Origin of the sequence: Halonotius terrestris, assembly GCF_006861665.1 — an archaeon.
GTDB lineage: Archaea > Halobacteriota > Halobacteria > Halobacteriales > Haloferacaceae > Halonotius > Halonotius terrestris.
Genome location: NZ_RKLU01000002.1, coordinates 104,374 through 123,375 on the forward strand (window position 1 = coordinate 104,374; position 19,002 = coordinate 123,375).

Annotated in this window: 18 protein-coding genes and 1 pseudogene (1 of these 19 only partly in view); 6 read left to right on the top strand and 13 right to left on the bottom strand. The window is 64.4% G+C overall.

The window, feature by feature from the left end:
• Window positions 1-10: 10 nt before the first annotated feature.
• Entirely contained in the window at window positions 11-1,750 is a 1,740-nt protein-coding gene (locus EGH24_RS04065) for a peroxidase family protein (protein WP_142978898.1), read from the bottom strand.
• A 104-nt stretch (window positions 1,751-1,854) separates the two neighbouring features.
• Between EGH24_RS04065 and EGH24_RS04070 the strand changes: the two genes are divergently transcribed.
• Window positions 1,855-4,242, top strand: a complete 2,388-nt coding sequence (locus EGH24_RS04070; RefSeq protein ID WP_142978899.1) for a DEAD/DEAH box helicase — start codon at window positions 1,855-1,857, stop codon at window positions 4,240-4,242.
• Window positions 4,243-4,268: 26 nt separating this feature from the next.
• Here EGH24_RS04070 and dnaK read toward each other — a convergent pair.
• The 4 genes and pseudogenes from dnaK to EGH24_RS04090 all read right to left on the bottom strand — a co-directional run bounded on the left by dnaK (window position 4,269) and on the right by EGH24_RS04090 (window position 9,317).
• Window positions 4,269-6,176, bottom strand: a pseudogene (dnaK, locus tag EGH24_RS04075) (molecular chaperone DnaK).
• 175 nt (window positions 6,177-6,351) lie between these two features.
• Window positions 6,352-7,044, bottom strand: coding sequence for a nucleotide exchange factor GrpE (locus EGH24_RS04080; RefSeq protein ID WP_142978900.1), 693 nt, complete (start codon window positions 7,042-7,044; stop codon window positions 6,352-6,354).
• A gap of 204 nt (window positions 7,045-7,248) precedes the next feature.
• The gene (locus tag EGH24_RS04085) at window positions 7,249-8,388 is read right to left on the bottom strand and encodes a bactofilin family protein (protein WP_142978901.1); all 1,140 of its coding nucleotides are present in this window, start codon (window positions 8,386-8,388) and stop codon (window positions 7,249-7,251) included.
• 182 nt (window positions 8,389-8,570) lie between these two features.
• The gene (locus EGH24_RS04090; RefSeq protein WP_142978902.1) at window positions 8,571-9,317 is read right to left on the bottom strand and encodes a proteasome assembly chaperone family protein; all 747 of its coding nucleotides are present in this window, start codon (window positions 9,315-9,317) and stop codon (window positions 8,571-8,573) included.
• A gap of 109 nt (window positions 9,318-9,426) precedes the next feature.
• Here EGH24_RS04090 and EGH24_RS04095 point away from each other — a divergent pair, with 109 nt between their 5' ends.
• Both EGH24_RS04095 and EGH24_RS04100 read left to right on the top strand, forming a co-directional pair.
• Window positions 9,427-10,335, top strand: a complete 909-nt coding sequence (locus EGH24_RS04095; protein WP_142978903.1) for an RsmB/NOP family class I SAM-dependent RNA methyltransferase — start codon at window positions 9,427-9,429, stop codon at window positions 10,333-10,335.
• Entirely contained in the window at window positions 10,332-10,865 is a 534-nt protein-coding gene (locus EGH24_RS04100; RefSeq protein WP_142978904.1) for a DUF7122 family protein, read from the top strand. Before EGH24_RS04095 ends, EGH24_RS04100 begins: the two co-directional genes overlap by 4 nt.
• On the opposite strand, the gene EGH24_RS04105 is transcribed toward EGH24_RS04100, so the two are convergent.
• From EGH24_RS04105 to EGH24_RS04135, 7 genes are all read right to left on the bottom strand, one after another.
• Window positions 10,862-11,095: a hypothetical protein gene (locus EGH24_RS04105; protein WP_142978905.1), complete on the bottom strand. Its 234-nt coding sequence runs from the start codon at window positions 11,093-11,095 to the stop codon at window positions 10,862-10,864. The two genes, EGH24_RS04100 and EGH24_RS04105, sit on opposite strands and share 4 nt — an antisense overlap.
• Window positions 11,096-11,132: 37 nt before the next feature.
• On the bottom strand, window positions 11,133-12,680 hold the full coding sequence (locus tag EGH24_RS04110; protein ID WP_142978906.1) for a DUF790 family protein: 1,548 nt from the start codon (window positions 12,678-12,680) through the stop codon (window positions 11,133-11,135).
• A gap of 60 nt (window positions 12,681-12,740) precedes the next feature.
• Window positions 12,741-14,093 (bottom strand): DEAD/DEAH box helicase family protein, encoded by a 1,353-nt coding sequence (locus EGH24_RS04115; protein ID WP_142978907.1) that lies wholly within the window; start codon window positions 14,091-14,093, stop codon window positions 12,741-12,743.
• Window positions 14,094-14,144: 51 nt separating this feature from the next.
• Window positions 14,145-15,305 (bottom strand): NAD(P)/FAD-dependent oxidoreductase, encoded by a 1,161-nt coding sequence (locus tag EGH24_RS04120; protein WP_142978908.1) that lies wholly within the window; start codon window positions 15,303-15,305, stop codon window positions 14,145-14,147.
• Window positions 15,306-15,530: 225 nt separating this feature from the next.
• On the bottom strand, window positions 15,531-15,878 hold the full coding sequence (locus EGH24_RS04125; protein WP_142978909.1) for a (2Fe-2S) ferredoxin domain-containing protein: 348 nt from the start codon (window positions 15,876-15,878) through the stop codon (window positions 15,531-15,533).
• On the bottom strand, window positions 15,875-16,594 hold the full coding sequence (locus tag EGH24_RS04130) for a CbtA family protein (RefSeq protein ID WP_142978910.1): 720 nt from the start codon (window positions 16,592-16,594) through the stop codon (window positions 15,875-15,877). The genes EGH24_RS04125 and EGH24_RS04130 overlap by 4 nt, the downstream gene beginning before the upstream one ends.
• Before the next feature lie 3 nt (window positions 16,595-16,597).
• Window positions 16,598-16,786: a CbtB domain-containing protein gene (locus EGH24_RS04135; protein WP_142978911.1), complete on the bottom strand. Its 189-nt coding sequence runs from the start codon at window positions 16,784-16,786 to the stop codon at window positions 16,598-16,600.
• Between the two features lie 125 nt (window positions 16,787-16,911).
• Between EGH24_RS04135 and mntA the strand changes: the two genes are divergently transcribed.
• Together mntA and hepT are read left to right on the top strand one after the other, a co-directional pair.
• Window positions 16,912-17,346 carry a type VII toxin-antitoxin system MntA family adenylyltransferase antitoxin gene (mntA, locus tag EGH24_RS04140; RefSeq protein WP_185903229.1) on the top strand — a complete coding sequence of 145 codons (435 nt, stop codon included), beginning with the start codon at window positions 16,912-16,914 and terminating at the stop codon, window positions 17,344-17,346.
• Window positions 17,343-17,789, top strand: coding sequence for a type VII toxin-antitoxin system HepT family RNase toxin (gene hepT / locus EGH24_RS04145; protein ID WP_142978913.1), 447 nt, complete (start codon window positions 17,343-17,345; stop codon window positions 17,787-17,789). Before mntA ends, hepT begins: the two co-directional genes overlap by 4 nt.
• A 30-nt stretch (window positions 17,790-17,819) precedes the next feature.
• Here hepT and mvaD read toward each other — a convergent pair whose 3' ends face one another.
• Window positions 17,820-18,806 (bottom strand): phosphomevalonate decarboxylase MvaD, encoded by a 987-nt coding sequence (mvaD, locus tag EGH24_RS04150; RefSeq protein ID WP_142979374.1) that lies wholly within the window; start codon window positions 18,804-18,806, stop codon window positions 17,820-17,822.
• Window positions 18,807-18,931: 125 nt separating this feature from the next.
• On the opposite strand from mvaD, the gene EGH24_RS04155 reads away from it, so the two are divergent.
• Window positions 18,932-19,002: the beginning of a 2Fe-2S iron-sulfur cluster-binding protein gene (locus EGH24_RS04155; RefSeq protein ID WP_142978914.1), read on the top strand. 271 nt of this gene lie beyond the right edge of the window; the window shows 71 of its 342 coding nt (coding positions 1-71); the start codon lies at window positions 18,932-18,934; its stop codon lies beyond the right edge, outside the window.

Sequence of the window (19,002 nt, forward strand, 5' to 3'; positions counted from 1 at the left end):
ACCGCGCCGCTCAGTTCACGCCGTCAACTGCGAATTCGAGCAGGTCGGCGATGGCGAACTCGTCGTCGCCGGAGTTCGGTGCCGGCAACGTCGGCGTCCATTCGGGCTGGACCGTGAGGAACGAACTCGGGTCGGATTCGATGAGGCCGACCAGCGTCTCGGCGACGATCCGGCTGCCGACTGCGCCGAGGTGGTCGCCGCCGCTGGCCTCCCGCGCTTCGGCGAGGATGTAGTGCCACAGCGGGGCTTCGATATCTGCCGGCGGGTCGTGATCGTCCAACTCGGCCAGGGCCTGGTCGAAGCCGATTTCCTCGTTCGACAGCGGTTCGATCCCCATCGCGCGGGCGACGGCCTGGCCGCTCGGCAGGCCGAGTCGCTTCCCGCGGACGAGGTTGCGGGAGGCCAGCGAGGACCGCCAACTCTCGCTTTCGATGAACGGCAGATCGAGCAGATCCGGCGACATCAGCGGGTCGATGGCGCGGGCCGACTGCGGGACGATATCCGGGTCTTTCAGATCGAACAGGTATCGCCAGTCGACGGCTTCGTCGGCCGACGGTGCTTGAAAGCCCATCCCGAAGGCGTCGTCGCCGTGGCCGAAGAGGTCGGCTTTCGTCTCGCTGTTGACGCGGTACCGCTCGCGGATTTGGCTGTGACCGTAGCGGTAGGCGGCGACCGAGAACTCCACCGGGATGTACGGCTCCTCGCCCTGGCCGGGGGTGTAGTACGCCCGCTGTTGGCGCACGTCGTCGACGATATCCTCGTCGCAGATCGTCGGCAGGAACTCTTCGAGGACGATCCACTGGTAGTGCCACCGAGCGAGTTGGTTGGCGCGCTCGAAGGGCTCCGAACAGCCCTCGCCGAGCCAGTCAACGATGGAATTGTGGAACTCTAACATCGCGTACTGGAACTGCGAGAGGATGTGGTTCTCGTCGTTGCGGTGGTCGCCGGTCAGGGCCGTCCCTTCCCGGTTCCGTGGCACGTCGGGCCGGCCGTCGCCGGCGACGAGTAGCCGGTACTCGCTACCACCCTGCATCGGCGATTCATACAGGAACGGGGATGTCTCCGGCCCGGTCCCATAAACCGAATCGAGATCCAACCCTGGCGTCCGGAAGTTCCGTAGCGCGTCGGGATCGTTCCGGCGGGCGAGACTCGACAGCGGATCGAGCGTGATGTCGTGATCGATGAACTGGCCGAAGAATGCGATCCCGGCGGGGACCGACGCCTCGCCGACCGACTGGTCATGGGTGCTCTCATCGAGTGGACCACCCGGGCGGCCGAGGTCTTCCAGCAACTCCTCGTCGTGGTCGGCGGGTTCGAGATACGGGAACAGCCGCCCGAACCGGCCGTGGCCGGGATTGAACGGGGCTCGTGAGACGTTCGTCATCCCGCGCTGTTCCGAGAGGCCATGATGCATGTTGCACATCGCGTTCATCATGCTCTCCATCGAGAGCTGGTCTTGCCGACTGACGGTTAGTTCGACCGTCGTCTCGGGATCAGCGGTGACTGACTGCTCGTGAATCCGCTCGCCCTCGCGGAAGCAGTACAGGACGATTTCGGGGTCGCCTTCGATTGCGCCGCCAACGTCGTCGCTCGTGGCGTGAATCTCGAAGGAGCCGTCAGGGCGTACTTCCATCGCGCCGAGAGGGTCGTCGGTTCCGAGATCGCTGTCGACAGCGAGGACCGTTACACCGAGGGCTGCGATGCCGTCGGGGTACGAGACCCGACCGCACACCGTATACTCAGTTGACATGAGTATGCGGCTGAGTCACACACAATTTGTTATAAAAATTTGGGAGACGCCAACATGACACAGTCGATCATAACCGTTAGGCTCCCGACGATCTGAGGACGCGTGTGAACGAGTTCGTCGACTGGCTGCGCACGCGACCCAACTACGACGGCCAGATCGTCGCCCACCGTACCCTACCGGCCCGCGACGCCGCGTTTGCCGATATCGACCTCGAATCCCGCCTCGAATCCGCTCTCGCCGACCGCGGAATCGACCAACTCTACGCCCATCAGGTCGACGCGATCAACGCCGTCCGCGACGGCGACAACGTCGTCATCGCCACCGAAACCGCCAGCGGCAAGAGCCTCGCCTACACCGTGCCGGCCTTCGAGCGCGCGATGGACCACGGCGGTCGCACCCTCTACCTCGGCCCGCAGAACGCCCTCATTGCCGACCAGGACGACACGCTCTCCGAACTCGCCCACGACCTCGGCTTTGGCAGCCGCGTCTCGGTCGAACAGTACACTGGCCGACTCTCCGACAGCGAAAAGCGAGATGTCCGTGACCGCCGCCCCACGGTCCTGCTATCGAATCCGGATATGCTTCATTTCGCGCTGCTGCCGTACGCCAACCGGCTCTGGGAGTGGTTCTTCTCCTCGCTGGAAACCATTGTCATCGACGAGGTTCACGGTTACCGCGGCGTCTTCGGCACGCAGGTAGCCCTCGTGCTCCGGCGACTCAACCGCATCTGCGAGCGGTACGACAGCGACCCGCAGTTCGTCTGCTGTTCGGCGACTATCGGCAACCCGGTCGAACACGCTGCCCGGATCACCGGCCGCGACGAATCGACGTTCTCGCTCGTCGACGACGACACCAGCGCGCGCGGGCCGCGGCACTGGCTGCTGTGGAACCCACCCGAGTACGACGACCCACAGCGCGGCCACGGGAGTGGTCGACGGCGGTCGAGTCACACCGAGTCGAAATCGCTGTTCGTCGACCTCGTCTCACGGGGCTATCAGACGCTTGCCTTTACCCGCGCCCGCCAAGCTGCCGAGCAGTACGCCACCGAGAGCGCGGACGAACTCCGCAACCGCGGCGAACGCGACCTCGCCGGCAAAATCAGGGCGTATCAGGCCGCGCTCAACAACGAGACGCGCCGAGAGATCGAACGCGACCTCCAGTCCGGCGACCTGCGCGGCATCTGGAGCACGAACGCCCTCGAACTCGGCGTCGATATCGGCGGCCTTGATGCAGTGATTCTCGATGGCTACCCCGGCACCCGGATGTCGGCTTCACAGCAGGCCGGCCGCGCCGGACGTGGGACCGACCCTGCGCTGGTCACCTTCGTCGGCGGCGAGGATCAACTCGACCAGTATCTGATGAAACACCCCGACGAATTTTTCGAGGCCGATCCCGAGCAGGCAATCGTCGATCCCGACAACCGCGAACTGCTGGCGGATCACGTCGCCTGCGCGGCCGCGGAAAACTGGCTGTCGACCGACGACGAGGCCCACTTCGGCGATGCATTTCCAGACATTGTCAGCGAATTAGTCGACGAGGGACGACTGGATCGCCGCGAGACGAAGGACGGCATCCGTTGGCTGCACGATGGCGACGGCAGTCCCCAACACGAAATGAACCTCCGGACTATCGGCGACCGCGAGATTCGTCTCATGGACGCCCGCGACAACAGCGTCATCGCCAGGCTCGGCTTCGACGACGCGCTCCGAGACGCCCACCGCGGCGCGATCTACCACCAGCAGGGTCAGACCTACGAAGTACGCGACCTCGATCTCGACCGCGATGTCGCCGAACTCCAGCCTTCCTGGGCCGACTACTACACACAGGTGCTCTCGGAGAAATCGGTCGTCGTCAACGAGGATCTGACCGAGAAATCACTGCCGTACGCGACTGGCGACACAGCCGCCGACACCGACGCGACCGTCCATTTCGCTGATGTTACCGTCACCGAGCGGATCACCGGCTTCCAGCGCAAGGACCGCCGAACCGGCGAGGTCATCGGCGAGGAATCGCTTGATCTTCCGGAAACGACGTTGCGAACGAAAGCACTCTACTTCACCGTCCCGCCGGCTGTCGAACGCGAGCTACGGGAGGCCCATTCCGACTGGGAGTTCAACGGCGGCATCCACGCCGCCGAACACGGCATGATCTCGCTGTTCCCGTTCATGCTGCTCTGTGATCGCGGCGACATCGGCGGGCTATCGATCCCACACCACCCTCATACGGAGCGGGCGACCGTTTTCATCTACGACGGCTACCCTGGCGGCGTCGGGCTCACCGAAGCCGGCTTCGACATTGTCGAGGAGTTGATGACACGCACCGCTCGGCTGATCGACGACTGCGATTGTACCGACGGCTGTCCGGCCTGCGTACAGTCGCCGCAGTGCGGCAACGGGAACGAACCCCTGGCGAAATCGCCGGCCGTGACGCTGCTCGAAGCATTGGTTGAGACGGATTCGACGGAAACAGCGTCACCAACGGACGTAGAATAGGAAAACAGCCAGCAGCGCGCGACAGCTTACTCGTCTTTCTCTTCGTCGTCCGCGTCGTCGGCGTCCTCGAAGTCGGCGTCGACGTACTCGTCGCCCTCGCCATCGGCACCGGCCGCACCGGCACCTTCGGGGCCGAAGCCACCCTCAGGACCGCCCGCGCCGCCGGGACCGGCCTGGGCCTGCTGGGCCTGTTGTTCGTACATCTGCTTGCCGATCTCCTGCAGTTCTTCCGAGAGCGTCTCGGTGGCGTCCTGCAGGTCCTCGGTTTCGGCGTCCTCGTCTTCGAGGACTTCCTCAACGTCCTCGATGGCGTCGCGGATGTCGGATTCGAGGTCGTCGTCGACCTGCTCTTCGTTCTCCTCNAGNAGNGNNNCCGCNCGNTGGACCGCGCNCTCGGCCTCGTTGCGGGCCTCGANNNNCTCGCGNCGCTNCTNNTCCTCNTCGGCGTGCTGTTCGGCNTCNTCCTGCATNNGCTCGACTTCCTCGTCGGAGAGGCCCGCGCCGCCCTCGATAGTGATCGATTCGGCGTTGCCCGAGCCTTGGTCCTCGGCGGAGACGTTGACGATGCCGTCNNCGTCGATGNNGAACNNNACNTCGATCTGCGGCGTNCCGGCCGGGGCCGGNGGGATGCCGGTGAGCTGGAACTCGCCGAGCAGTTCGTTCTCGTTGGCGATCTCGCGTTCGCCCTGGAAGACGCGGACCTGCACCTGCGTCTGGTTGTCCGCGGCCGTGGTGAACACCTTCGACTCCTCCGTCGGGATGGTGGTGTTCTTGTCGATGAGCCGCTCGAACAGCCCNCCCTTCACCTCGATACCGAGCGACAGCGGCGTTACGTCGAGCAGGACGATGTCGTCGACGTCGCCCGAAAGGACGCCGCCCTGAATCGCCGCGCCGAGCGCGACGGCCTCGTCCGGATTGACGTTCTTCTTCGGCGACTGNCCGNNNANNTCNTCGACCTTCTCNNNGACCTGCGGCATNCGNGTNGAGCCNCCGACGAGAATGACCTCGTCGATGTCGCCTTTCGATTTGTCGGCGTCTTCGAGGGCCTGCTCGGTCGGCTCAACCGTTCGCTCGATCAGATCCTTGCTAATATTCTCGAAGGTCGCTCGCGTGATCGACGTTTCGAGGTGGACCGGGCCGGAGTCGGTCGCCGTAATGAACGGGAGATTGATGTTGGCCTCTTTCCGCNNNGANAGNTCGATCTTCGCCTCCTCGGCGGCCTCNNTGAGTCGCTGGAGNGCCTGNCGNTCGTCGCGGAGGTCGATGCCGTGTTCGGCCTCGAACTCGTCGGCGAGGTAGTCGATGATCGCCTCGTCCCAGTCGTCGCCGCCGAGGTCGTTGTCCCCGTTCGTCGCGACGACCTCGTAGACGCCCCCGCCGAGGTCGAGAATGGAGACGTCGAAGGTGCCGCCACCGAGGTCGTAGACGAGGACGGTCTGGTCGGTCTCGTCGTCGAGGCCGTACGCCATCGACGCGGCGGTCGGCTCGTTGACGATGCGTTCNACNTCGAAGCCGGCGATCTCGCCGGCGTCCTTCGTCGCCTGCCGCTGCTTGTCGTTGAAGTACGCCGGCACCGTGATGACGGCCTTCTCGACGTCGTCGCCGAGATACTCCTCGGCGTCGCGTTTGATCTTCTGGAGGATCATCGCCGAGATCTGCTCGGGCGTGTACTCCTCACCCTCGATGTCGACNNNGTANTCCTCNTCGCCCATGTGNCGNTTGATCGACNNGATCGTCTTTTCGGGGTTCTGAACCGCCTGATTCTTCGCCGGCTTGCCGATCAGTCGCTCGCCGTCATCGTCGAAAGCGACGACCGAGGGGGTCGTCCGGTCGCCCTCACCGTTGACGATGATCTCCGGGTCGCCACCCTCCATCACTGCAAACGCGCTGTTCGTTGTGCCAAGGTCAATACCGAGAATTTTCTCACTGGCCATCTTGCCCTGAATTACCGCCTTGGATCGGTTAAACGTTACTAGACAAGCCGATTGGGACGAACCGACGACAACACCGCTGTCTTGCGATTTGGTTACTGTCCGAATCCGCCCAGTCGGTGTATTTAAATAAACCGCAAAATCACCACTGTTGCCCTTGGCAACGGCGACTGTCTACTCAGTCGTCGTTGCTGACGGTCACTCGCGCCGGCTGTAGCACCTTGTCCGCCATCTCGTAGCCCTGCTGGTAGACCTCGGCGATGGTCCCCTCCGGCTGATCGCTGGCGACACGCTGCATAACCTCGTGGCGTTCGGGATCGACCGCCTCGCCCGCCTCGGGGGCGATGAACTCGACGTTCTCCTCGTCGAGCACGCGGTCGAATGATTCCAGCGTCGTCTCGACGCCTGGCCGAATGTCGGCACCCTCGTCCTGATCGAGCGCGCGAACGAGGTTGTCTCGAACTTTGGTGAGGCGTTCGACCAGGTCCTCGGTCGCACGCTCTTTCATCTCCTCCTGTTGCTTTTTGGTTCGCTTTTTGTAGTTCTTGAAATCGGCCCGCGCTCGGGAGAGCTTCTCGGTCAGCTCGTCGATCTCGTCGTCCTTTTCGGCGACCTCCTCCTCCAGCGATTCGATCCGCGATTGGAGTTCGGTCGCCGGCTCGGTCAGGTCCTCGTCGCTCTCGGTAATTTGGGTTACTAGTTCGTCCACAGTGGCATCCTCGACTGCATTCGCCTCGCTGTCTTCGCTCTCGTCGCTCGATTCAGTTGCTTCCTCAGCCGCCGTTGTGTCCGTTGGTTCGTCGTCGGCGTCGTCGGGCGCAGCGTCCGTCTCGGAGTCCGATTCCTCGACCGCTGCTGCGTCATCACTCATACACGGGACCATGCCCTTCGGCGGCTTAAGCGTTCAGAACCGTGCGGCCGCTACTGGTACATCCGGATCGCCTCGGCGTTGGACGCGATGGCCTGCTCGTACAGGAAGCGATGTACTCCGTGGTCGCGTCCTGTACCTGTTCAAGGAGATCGATCGCCGCGGTTTCACCGTCCATCGCCGCGAGCAACTCGATAGCCGAGGGGCTCAGGAGTTGTCGGCCGTCCCTTCGGTTGACCGCCCGCTTTCGGTTGGCGTGAATCCGCTCTCGAACGCCGTCCGCCGGTCGCTCGGTCCGGGTTGCCGCCGGCTCTGGAACGCGTCGCGGACCCCTAACGTGACCGCGCCCAGACCCAACAGCAGCGCGACCAGTTCAAGCACGCTGCCGAGGATCGGAATCAGCCCGAGGACGGCGAACCCGACGAGCCCGCCGACGAGTGCGACCCACCGGTCGTCACGGCCGGTCTGTCGGAGCACCCACGCCCCGACGGCGTACTGGCCGTAGACGACGCCGACCCAAATCCCGAGGCCGAACGCCATCACGCCGAGCACTGCGAGGGGAATGCCGACGATCGTAATGGCGATCAGAACGAGAGCGATGGGCATGCCGAACAGTGTCAGCAGGCCAACGCCGCCGGTTTTACCGGGGTTGTTGGCAACCCGGCCAGCAACCCGCGCCGAAAACGCCGGGAAGACGAGTAGCAAGATCGCTCCCAACACGAGATTCGCCAGGAGGCTGTACACCGTCGCTGCCCCGTTCGGGAGCGTGACCGCACCGGCTCCGCTCCCGAGGCTCGGATCGTTCACGACGCCGCCCGCGACGGTCGCTGCCCCATCCCGAGTAAACTCGTCGGCATCGTAGCGCAACTCGCCACCGATCGCTGCGTTCGGTCCCAACGTGACGCTTTCCCCACCGGCCTGCACGTCGCCATCGATCCGGCCGTCGATCAGCACCGACCCGCCGCCGACAGCGACATCGCCGCTGATGGTTGCGGTGTCGGTCACGCGGACGTTTCCAGCACCGGCGTTCACGTCGCCGCCGACGGTACCATCGATGCGAACGTCACCGGCCGCGCCGACAATCGAGCCGCCGACCCGGCCGCCCTCGGTGACGCGGATCGACCCGGCTACTCCGGAGACATCACCGGTGACGGTGCCTTCGATCACGATACTCCCCGCAACGGTCTCGACACTGGAGACCGTCTCACCCTCCTCGATGATGACCGATCCTGCGGCACCTTGTACGGCTTGGGCTGCTGCGGGACCGGTCGCCACAGAGAGGATGAGGGCGATGACGAGACCTCCGAGGAGGATCCACTCGGCTGTCATATCGACAGAGATGGACATAGCGGTTACATCGGCGTGACTGGCTAAAAGAATGATCTGCTTTTCGCGGCATGTGACAGAGTAGAGGGGTCATACCGCCCGATTCGGAGCCTAATACCCTTGGATTCGTCTGGTGCTCATGTGAGGCACACGCTTGTCGTGGATGCCCTTCGGCGGCTTAGCCACTCAGCACCGTGCGGCCGCTACTGATACATCCGGATCGGCTCGGCGCGGCTGCTCTCCTCGGTTGCCTGCTGCATCTGGCTGAGCAGCTTCTGGCGGGCCTGCTCGATCTCTTCGGCCTTCTCGACGAGATCGGCTGTTGGGATCTCCATGTCGGCCAGCGGTTCGATCCCACCCTCAATCACGGCTTTCGCCGCGTCGGGATCGGGGAACTGCGGGTCAGATTCGACGATGAACCCCACAGCTGTCGTGTCGTTGTCGAGGGCGTGGGCGAGCAGCGCGCCCGTCGGCCCGGAAACCATGCCCATTTCGGAGGGAGTATCGATCCCGACGCTTTCCAGCCGGTCCGGTCCGTCGCCCGCGCCGACACCGTAGAGGGCCGGCTCCTCGGCTTGGTCCTCGCGCTGTCGCGGCAGTCCGGAGACGTAGACCGGTAGCACGTCCTCTTCGGCGAACCAGCCGGTCACGCAGTCGGCGAACGCGTTGGCGGCTTTCGGATTGATCGGCACGTCGCTCTGGAGAGCGAGCAGCCCACGGTCGGCGTCGACGTAGAGCCGGACTGGCGTCACCAACTCGTTGCTGTCGGGCTGATAGGTCGCCACCGGTGGAATCCCCTCGCAGTGGACGTTCGCGTAGTGCTCCATCTCCAGATTCTCGATCAGGTGATCGACAATGATTTTCCCGACCAAGCCGACGCCGGGAAAGCCTTCGACGAGCGTCGGACTGTCCAGCGATACGTCGTCCAGACGACGTGCAATACGAGCCATAGTAGAGAGAGGGTTGCGACGCACCTAATCGTTGGTGTGGCTTTCTTGACTGATCACGAGGGCTCTCACGGAGCGAAACCGACAAACGGGGAGCCGCGAAACGGTGGCTATGAACCCCCTAGAGCGGTACGCCCCGCTCGTTGACGACACTGAGGCCTTCTTTGCGGCCTGCGAGCGACCGCTCCCCTCGGTCGTCCGCGTCAACACGATCAAGACCGATCCCGAACGCGTCCGCCGCGCACTCGACGACGAAGGAATCGAATACGAGCCGGTCGACTGGCACGACGGCCTGCTTCGCCTCTCGGATGGTAGCCCGGGAACGAACTGGCCGTACTTTCACGGTTGGCTCCACGGCCAGGAGGAGGTCTCGGCTGTCCCGGCACTCGCGCTCGATCCACAGCCTGGCGAGAAGGTCTGGGATAGCTGCGCCGCGCCAGGCAGCAAGACCACCCAGTTGTCGGCGATGATGGACGACCGCGGCACCGTCGTCGGCAACGACAACAACCTCGGGCGGCTCTCCTCGTTGCGACATAACGCCGAACGCCTCGGCGTCACCAACCTCGTCGTCACCAAACAGGACGGCCGGAACTTTTCGCTGAAGGACTTCGGCTTCGACGAATTCGACCGCGCTATCGTCGACGCACCCTGTTCCTGTGAGGGAACGATCCGCAAGAATCCGACGACTTTGGAGGAGTGGACGCTGGAGCACGTTCACAGCGTCGCCGCAGTGCAAAAGGGCATCCTCTCTCGGGCCGTGCAGGCGACTAAACCCGGCGGGACAGTCGTCTATTCGACCTGCACGTTCGCGCCCGAAGAGAACGAGGCCGTCGTCGATCACGTTCTCGACACTGAAGACTGCGAAGTCGTCGCCTTCGACTGTCCGCTCGATTCGGTCTCCGGAGTCACCGAGTGGGAGGGCGACAGCTACGATTCGAGCGTGACAGACACTCACCGAATTTATCCGCATCTCAACGACACGGGTGGGTTCTTCTGTGCGAAACTGGAGGTGGGCGGATGAGCGACGCCGAGACTGAAAACGTCGGCCAGCAGTTCGGTCGCCTGCCGGCGACCGATGCCGACCGCGAGGTTGAGGACCGAGCGAGCCGCGAGGCAGTCCTCGATTTCTTCGACAGGCGGTTCGGCATCGAACCGGCGGTCTTCGAGGACTTCACCTTCTGGGAAAAAGGCAAAGGCAAGATCTGGATCTTCGCCGACGACGCGCCGAGCCCGATCCGCGTCGAAGGGCTCGGGATGACCGTGTTGCGAACGCGACAGGAACACTGGAAGCCGACCCAGAGCGCGATCCAGCGGTTCGGCGGCCACGCGACGAAAAACGTCATCGAGATCGACGGTGAGGCCGCTGCAGCGTTCGCCCGCGGCGAGGACCAGGACCTCGACTGGGACGGCGACTGGGGGTATCTGATTGCAGCTCACGAAGTCGGTGGCGAGCGCGAACCCATCGGTGTGGGGCTCTACGTCTATGGGGAGTTGCGATCAACTGTTCCAAAGGGGAATCAGGAATCGTTGTCGCCGCTGTCGACGGATTAGGCCGCGTCGCTGTCGAGTGCGCGGCTCGTAATTCGGTCACCGTAGCGGTGATACAGCAACGTGAGTGCGATGCCGGCCGGCGACCAGCGGTAGGCGAGAACGGCAACCCCGAGCAGTACCGCGCCGAGGCGTCGGTTCCCGCCGAGCACTGCCCGGAGGCCGGTGACGACGACGGAGAGCACACTGAACAGCCGTGTCCACCGTGAGGCGAACAGTCTTGAGAGGACCACGGTTCTGCTTCGAGACGACGCGGGAAAAGCAACCGTGTCACTCGTCGGCTTGCGTCTCTCGCTCTTCCAGCGTCCCGCCCGAGAGCCCGTCCCACGCGACGCGGTAGCCGACCGCCGACAGCACCGCGCTGGTATCGGTGAGGTCGTAGTCGTCCAACACGGATTCGGTCTCTGTCAGCGACATCCCGGTCGAGAGCTCTTCAGCAATCGTTGACAGCACCGCTGGTCGGACGAGTAACTGCCCGAGTCGCTCGTGATCCGGGAACTCTCGGTCCTTGATTGCATCGACCGACACGCCGTACTCCTCGGCGACAGATTTCATCGTCGTCACGTCGCCATCGGGCCGAATCTTCGCTGGGAGGTCGGCAGTCGCGTCGGCAACGAGGTCGTCCTCGTACTCTCGGAGCACGTCAACAACGTCCTTGACGCGAACCGTGCCGGAATAGGGGATCGCGCGGTGGTCGCGCGCGGCAATTTCCTCGCCGACCCCCAGCGACTCATCGACGGCGACAATGAGTTCAACGTCTTCGACGTTGGCCAACTGGCCGAGCTTCTTTTCGACGTACTCCGGCGTCCAAAAGCCCATCACCTCGAAATACACTCGAAAATCGGCATACCGGTAGTCGAAAGCGAAATCGGGAATCATCACGCTCGCGCCGGTTTCGAGCAGGTCCGGCTCGCGTTGCAGGTCCCAGTCGAGATCGAGGGCTTCGAACCGGGCGGCAAAGTCGCTCTCGACGCCGCTGTCGTAGCTCGGCTCGGCGACGGGATCGACGCCCGGCACCGATACGTCACCCGCCCGGAGCGTCATCTCGCGTTCGGTGCCGTGGTCCTCGACGGTCGCAGTCAGTTCCCACTCGCTAGTCGCGGCGACCGACCGCAGCAGCCGGGCGAAGGCAGTGCCGTACCGCCGCGTGCGCCGAAAGAGGCGGTCGGGGCCGGTGACGACGACCGTGCGCTGATCAGCCAGCGCTCCCTCCGTCCCTGTCTCTGCATCCGGCTGTTCGATCTCGTACATCAGCCCGAGTCGCTTGACGGCCGTGACCAACGCTCGCGGGTCGTCGCTTTTCAGCCGCACCTCAGTCGCATCGAACAGCGCGGTCTGGGCCAGCGAGAGGTTGTACTGCTCGATGAGGCTGTCGGGTTCCCACCGTGAGTCGAAGGCGGCGAGTTCCTGGTTGCAGTCCCGGTCGGCGTACAGCGAGGACTCGATATCATCGGGCTTGACTGCGAGGTCGTCGGCTGCCTGGGCGATGGCCCGCTCGCGTTCGTCGTCGCTGGCGACGCCGACAGCCTCGGCGGCCTCGAAAGCGACCCGGCGAGCGCGTTCGGGCGGCAGTGGCGCGACCGTCTCGAAGTCGCCCTCGCGGTCGAGCAGCGCGGCGAACCCACGGACGAGTTTGAAGTCCGCTTCCTCGCGCTCGATGGCGTCGACTGCTTCCTCAAGCGTCCCCCGCTTTTCGCCGACGTGGCCTTGGTAGGTCCCGATGAGCTTCGCGGCCAGCGGACGGCTCTCCCGGCCGATGAACTCGGGGCGGTAGCTGCCGCCACGGCGGGAGACGCGAAGGAGGTCCTTCGTCAGCACGGTCGCGGCTACGGAAGCGGCTGGTAAAAACGCCCCGAGCCGGCGACCGCGAGGACAACGCTACCGTCGCCGCTGGGCCACGCGCTCCTCGGCGGTTTCGCTGCTCACGAGTTCGTAGAGGATCGCCCGGCCGCCGTCGTCTTTTGGGCGGAGAATCCGGCCGAGTCGCTGGGTGAACTCGCGTTCGCTGCCGCTGCCCGAGAGGACGACGCCGACGTTTGCGTCGGGGACATCGACGCCCTCGTCGAGGACGTTGGCGGTGATGATCCGGCTGTACGCGCCCTCGCGGAACCGCTCCAAGATCTCGCGTCGCTCGCTCGCGCCGGTTTCGTTCGTGATCGCCGGGATGAGGAACCGCTCGGAGAGGTCGTAGACTAACTCGGTGTGAGCGGTGAAGACGATGATCCGGTCCTCGCGGTGGCGGTCGAGAATCCGGCCGAGTTGGCGGCGTTTGTTGTCGGCGTTCATCATGATCTCGCGGGCCCGTTGCTTGGCGAGCAACGCTTCGCGGGCCTGGGGATCGTTGCCGGAGCGTTTGACCAGCTGGAGGTAGTCGCTACCGCTGGTGAAATTGATATTGGAGCTTCGGACGTAGTCGACGAACGTCCCCTGTACCTCGTCGTACTCGGCACGCTCCTCTGGTGTGAGTTCAACTTCGATCCGCCGGATCTCGTAGGGCGCAAGGTGATCGCCCGCCAGTTCGTCGGTGTCGATGCTGTAGACACGAGAACCAACGAGTTCGGCCACCGTCTCGTGGGCTCCGTCGGGGCGCTCGAACGTCGCCGTCAGGCCGAGGCGATCCGGCGCGGCCAGTAGCCGGGCGATGTCCTGATAGCCTTCCGCGCCGAGGTGGTGGACCTCGTCGAAAACGACGAGGCCGAATTTGTCGCCGAGTTCGTCGGCTCGCAGATACGCCGAGTCGTAGGTCGCCACCGTCACCGCTTCGACGCGCTGTTCGCCGCCACCGAGCCGGCCGATCGGGGCGTCGAATTCGGTTTCGAGTTCGCGCTGCCACTGCTCCAGCAGGTCGATAGTCGGGACGACAACGAGGGTTGGCTCGTCGCAGGCGGCCATCGCTGCGAGCGCGATGACGGTCTTGCCCGCGCCGGTCGGCAGTTCGAGCACGCCGCGGCGATTGCTGTCGAGCCAGGCGTCGAGGGCGTCCTGCTGGTACTCGCGGAGTTCGTAGCTCGTTGCCAGCGAGACGGGCCCGGTATCGTGGACGGCGTCGTCAACGTCGGCGTCGACCGCTCGGAGCACGTCGCGGATCGCCGCATAGTGGTGGGCCGGCGCGCGGGCCGTGCTACTCCGCGGGTCGACTTCGACGCCCGGCAGGCTATCGAGGTCGGGATCGCTCTCGCGGTCGCTCTCGATGCGGAGCGTGCCGTCCTCGAAGCCGAGCGTGATCGTCACGGTCAGCAGTGTGGTGGCGGAAAATAAAGTCGCTCCGGCTTTGTGGCTCGATCAAGCCTCAATCTCTTCGCCGACCAACTCCGTCGCCTTCTGGACTGCCCGAATCGAACTGAGATACCCCGCGCCGACGCTGGCTTTCAGGGCCTTAGCCGCGCTGCCGGTGACGACTTCCGGGCCGACCTGTGCGACTGCGCCGTCGCCGACCGAGACGATCCAGCCAGGCACGTTGAACCGGAACGGCGTCAATTCGGGTTCGAACCCCTCGCTGCCCGCCAGTTGCCACGCGACCAGCTTGGCGATGTTTTCGGCGGCTGGCCTGGCAGCGCGGATCGCTGCGGACGCGCTGGCAGGAACGGCCTCGCCGTCGGCGTCGACGACGCGGGCGGTGTCGCCGAGCGCGAACGTCGATTTCGTCAGCCGGAGATCGCGCCGCACGACCGGCCGGTCGCCGGCCATCGCCTCGGGGCCAGCGATGCCACCAGTCCAGACGAATAGGTCAGCGTCGAGTTCGTCGGTTTCGCCGGTGGCTTCGTGTCGCGTGGCGACCGTCGAGTCGGTCGCTTCGGTGACGGCCGTCTCAGTGTGAATCTCGATATCGCGGGCGGTCAGTTCGTCGGCGACCGCGTCCTGGAAGGCGTCGGGGAACGCAGGCGCGACGGAATCGAGCTGTTCGAGTATGGTGATCTCGATACGGTCGCTGGCTCCCTCTTCGTCGGCGAGGGCGGCTAGCTCGCCGGCGACCTGGACGCCCGACAGTCCCGCGCCGCCAACGACGACCGACGCCGGTTCGTCGCTGTCGAACAGGTCGAGTGCGCGCTCGCGGATCGCTTCGGCGTCGGCGACGGATTTCAGCGGCAGGCCGTGGTCTTCGACGCCTGGCAGATCGTAGAACGCGGTTTCCGCGCCGAGACAGAGCGCGCCGTAATCGTAGGTGAGGGTTTCGCCGGTGTCGAGGGCGACTTCGTTGGCGTCGGTATCGATGCTTTCGACGCGGGCGGTGACGACCTCGGCGCGGTCGAACAGCGATTCCAGCGGGACTTCGATGGCGTCGGTGATCGAGGGCCGTCTGATGACGCGGTGGACTTCGTGCTGGACGAGGTGGTCCTCGGCTTCATCGACGATGGTGAGGTCCGCCTCTTGTGGGAGGGAATCTTCGAGTTTGCGAGCGAGGGTGACGCCTGCGTAGCCGGCTCCGAGAACAACGACGTGCATACCTGTGGTTGGAGAGCCAGCCGAATGAACATGGCGTTGGACGTGGTGGGAGATATAGCGGTTGACAACGGGAACCGATAGAAAGCCCTCGACGCGCTGGGCTCCCGGGACTCGCTGCGCGCTTCGTCGCTCGCTTCGCTCACTCCTGCAGTGCTTACGTCGTCCGGGTTCGCCCAGCGCGTCTCGCCCTTTCAGTCCGCCAGGCAGCCGGCTGATCGGCTGTCGTTAGTCGTCGGCCGGCTGGGTGGTGGCGTTGCCAACGCGGTTGGCCTCGGGGCCGAAAGTGGATTCGAGCAGCGCAGGCACGTCCTCCGGCTGGACATCGGAGTACCATTCGTCGCGCGGTTGGATCGCAATCGCCGCGCCGCCCTCACTGCAGAGCCCGAGACAGCCGGTTTCGACGACCGACACCGACGACCAGAAGGCGTCGCGCTCGCGGAGCCAGTCTTTGACTGCCACCAGCGTTTCTTCGCCACCGGCGTCGGCACAGCAGTCGTATTCCTCGCGGCTGTTCGTACAGACGAGCACGTGAGCGTCGAGTCGCTCGCGGTGGTCGGCGGTTCGATCCTTCATGTCGTCGTCCCTGCTGTCTCGCTCACTGTCGTCTCGACACCGTTGCGCCGCTGGAGCCAGCCGAACGCCGCCGCGATAAGCACCCAGATCGACCCCTGACTGAGGACGACCATCGCGCGGTAGGCGGCGACGAGATCGGCTGACAACTCCGGATGGCTGACCAGCGTGGGCGACACGGTCGGCAGTACAGCGACGGCGGTGACAACGGGCAGCGCGCCGGCAACGACCGCGAGCCCGCGACTCTGTGGTTCGACGCGGTTGTAGGCGAGGACGCTACTCGCGGCGATGAGTCCGCCGAGCGCGACGAGGCCGGCGTAGAGAGCGAATCTGGTATCGATTCCCAACACCTGTTCGGCTCCCGGCGCGAACGGCGGCAGCACCAGCCACGGCGTCACTGAGATGGTCAAAAATCCGCTGGCGGCGAGGACGAAGCCCTTCGCAGCTCCGCGACCGGGCAACGCCGGTTCGAGGAAATACAGCGCGATCCCGAAACAGCCGCCGAGGAAGAGCGCCCACAGCAGGCCGCCGCCGACGCTGACGATGGCGGTCGTCGATTCGGCGACGACGGAGCCGCCATCGGGTGCATGGCTGTGACCGTGTTGGACGTGTTCGAGATAGCCGACCAGCGGGTTAGCGACTGTCGCCATGAACAGCCCGTAGGCGATACCGGCGACACCGCCGGCCAGCAGTCCGCGCTTCAAATAGGCGAAAAACATCGCTCAGTGGCAGACGATCCCGGCGGCGTGCCGGAAGTTGTGGAGTGACTCGTGGGCCAGCGGCTCCTGTAGGAGGAGGAGAGTGAACGTGATCGCCACACCGAAGCCGAAGATGGCAAGGGCTGTCGTCGGCGCGATCTCGGCGCGAGCGGTTTCGATCCGGTCGGCGACCGTGTCGGATTGCGAGGTCATGAAAGTCTACTTTTCCTTTTGAAAATCAGATTGTAAATGTTGTGGTTCAGGCGGTCGCTTCCGGCCTGTGGTCGTGAGCGGTCAGCGGCCGAATCCTTATGTTTGATTCCGCTGAACAGTTAGATATGGCCCCCTCGACCGCCGACAAGGATGCAGTCCGCGAGACGGTCAGGACGGTTTTCGCCGACTACCCTGTGACGGTCGGCTTTCTGTTCGGGTCACTGGCCCGTAGTGACGCCACCGATGCCAGCGACATCGACGTGGCAGTCGCCTTTACCGACCAGCCATCAGTGGCCACCGATCATACTGAGCAGCGGCTGGCTCTCAGCACCGACCTTGCGCTTGAACTCGGCACAGATGCTGTCGATGTCGTTGATCTCCGGGCCGCACCACCGGCACTCGTTCGGTCGATATTCGACGACGGAACGCAGCTTGTCGGAACAAAACAGGACGCGAGCCGGCTCCGCGATCAGTTGCTGACTGACGCCGACGCGACCCAGCGCTCGCCGGCCGAACGGTTCGATGACGCGCTCGCTGCACTCGACGATCACTTGGCATGACGCTCTCCGAAGCCGACATCGAACGGATCGTCACTGCGGTCGAAACCGCTGAGGAGAGTCTCGCTGTACTCGCTGACAAACAGTCGCTCTCACGTGAGACGTACCGTGCCGACCGCGAGACGAGAGACGTGGTTGAGCGACGCTTCGTCAAAACGACCGAAGCCGTCCTCGATATTGCGGAAACAATCGTCGTTCACGAACGTGATGTGCACCCTGAGAGCAACCCGGCGGCGATGATGGCCTTGGCCGATCTCGAGGTGTTGGAGCCGGAGACAGCCAAGGAAATGGCGCAAGCCGCTCGCTTCCGAAACGTCTTGGCACATACCTACGGCGATGTCATCGACCACGACGAGGTATACGACGCGCTGCAGGATTTGACCAGATATCGTGATTTCTTGGTAGCAGTGCGCTCCTATCTCGATGAGATAGACGCGTTTTCTTGATCTCCCTGGTCGCCAGCAACTCAGCTCGTTTCAGAACAGCGCGTCGCTTTCGGGCAGTACGTGTGCCGGGCCGCCGACCTCCCACACGTCGGTTTCGATCCCGATCTCGTCGATGCGAGACTGCACTTCATCGACGTACTCCTCGGTCGTGTTGACGTAGACACTCGCGCCGGTGTCCGTCGAGAAGTAGACCTCGACGCCCTCCTCGCGGAGCTCCCGCACGGCGTTGAAGACGGCAATCGTTTCGGGCTGCCAGTAGACCCAGCCCGAGGGGCCGGTCATCGTCGCCGCCGTCAGCGACAGCGAGTCGTGTTCGGCGAGTTTGAAGACGCGCTCGAAGGAGGCCTTCCGGAGTGCGTCCCGCATCTCGACGATCTGATCGGGGATGTGGGCGACCCGCGCTTGGAACATGTGGCTCTCGGCGGCCTCCTTGTGGGCTTCTTCGGTCTCCTTGTAGGAGGGCACGTGAGCGGCAACGACTCGCAGTTCGTCCTCAAGCTCGGATTCCAGCCGATAGGAGCGACAATCCTCGTCGTTGAGCCCGGCGTAGAGATGCGAGAACGCGCCAGTCACGGCCCGGGCGGCCGACGACGACCCGCGACGCGCGACCGTCGAGATTTCCGGCAGCGACATATCGAGCCCGGCGGCTTCGACGAGGGCTATCGCGGCCGCAGCGAAGCCTGACGACGACGAGCCAAAGCCGATGTTCGAGGGGAAGGAGTTCTCGCTCTCGAAGTGGACGGCATGATCGAAGTCGGCGAGTTCGCGGACGTGATCGACGACCATATTGATCCGTTCGGCCGCGCGGCCATCAACTTCCTCGCCGTCGATGATGTAGGTGTCCTGCGCGCCGCCTTCGGCGTCGACATCGGTGAGCCACTCGACGGTCGTCGTCGTGTTCGTCGGCGCGGTGCAGACGCTGATCGAGTCGTGGTACGGCAGCCGGAGCTGGGGGTCGCGCATCCCGTGGTATTTGACGAGCCCCTGAATCGGGTGGGCTCGTGCGGTCGCCTTCATGCTCATAGGTCGGTATGGCGGCCGGTCGCGGGTTAGGCGTTCCGGATCAGTCGCCGCTTCCGACCTCTGTGTCGGGACGGAACCCATAACAAGAGTTTTGAGCGGAGTCGCCGAACGCTCGGAACATGACCGAGTACACCGTCGAGTTCGTCGGGACCGACGAGACCATCACGGTCTCCGACAAGGANACCATCCT

What these genes read in the sequence shown, in the direction of transcription:
- EGH24_RS04095 (WP_142978903.1), top strand. Translation starts at nt 9,427, where the DNA reads ATGAACCCCCTAGAGCGGTACGCCCCGCTCGTTGACGACACTGAGGCC.
- EGH24_RS04090 (WP_142978902.1), bottom strand. Translation starts at nt 9,317, where the DNA reads ATGGCTCGTATTGCACGTCGTCTGGACGACGTATCGCTGGACAGTCCG.
- EGH24_RS04065 (WP_142978898.1), bottom strand. Translation starts at nt 1,750, where the DNA reads ATGTCAACTGAGTATACGGTGTGCGGTCGGGTCTCGTACCCCGACGGC.
- EGH24_RS04130 (WP_142978910.1), bottom strand. Translation starts at nt 16,594, where the DNA reads ATGTTTTTCGCCTATTTGAAGCGCGGACTGCTGGCCGGCGGTGTCGCC.
- mvaD (WP_142979374.1), bottom strand. Translation starts at nt 18,806, where the DNA reads ATGAAGGCGACCGCACGAGCCCACCCGATTCAGGGGCTCGTCAAATAC.
- EGH24_RS04125 (WP_142978909.1), bottom strand. Translation starts at nt 15,878, where the DNA reads ATGAAGGATCGAACCGCCGACCACCGCGAGCGACTCGACGCTCACGTG.
- EGH24_RS04100 (WP_142978904.1), top strand. Translation starts at nt 10,332, where the DNA reads ATGAGCGACGCCGAGACTGAAAACGTCGGCCAGCAGTTCGGTCGCCTG.
- mntA (WP_185903229.1), top strand. Translation starts at nt 16,912, where the DNA reads ATGGCCCCCTCGACCGCCGACAAGGATGCAGTCCGCGAGACGGTCAGG.
- hepT (WP_142978913.1), top strand. Translation starts at nt 17,343, where the DNA reads ATGACGCTCTCCGAAGCCGACATCGAACGGATCGTCACTGCGGTCGAA.
- EGH24_RS04120 (WP_142978908.1), bottom strand. Translation starts at nt 15,305, where the DNA reads ATGCACGTCGTTGTTCTCGGAGCCGGCTACGCAGGCGTCACCCTCGCT.
- EGH24_RS04135 (WP_142978911.1), bottom strand. Translation starts at nt 16,786, where the DNA reads ATGACCTCGCAATCCGACACGGTCGCCGACCGGATCGAAACCGCTCGC.
- EGH24_RS04085 (WP_142978901.1), bottom strand. Translation starts at nt 8,388, where the DNA reads ATGTCCATCTCTGTCGATATGACAGCCGAGTGGATCCTCCTCGGAGGT.
- EGH24_RS04080 (WP_142978900.1), bottom strand. Translation starts at nt 7,044, where the DNA reads ATGAGTGATGACGCAGCAGCGGTCGAGGAATCGGACTCCGAGACGGAC.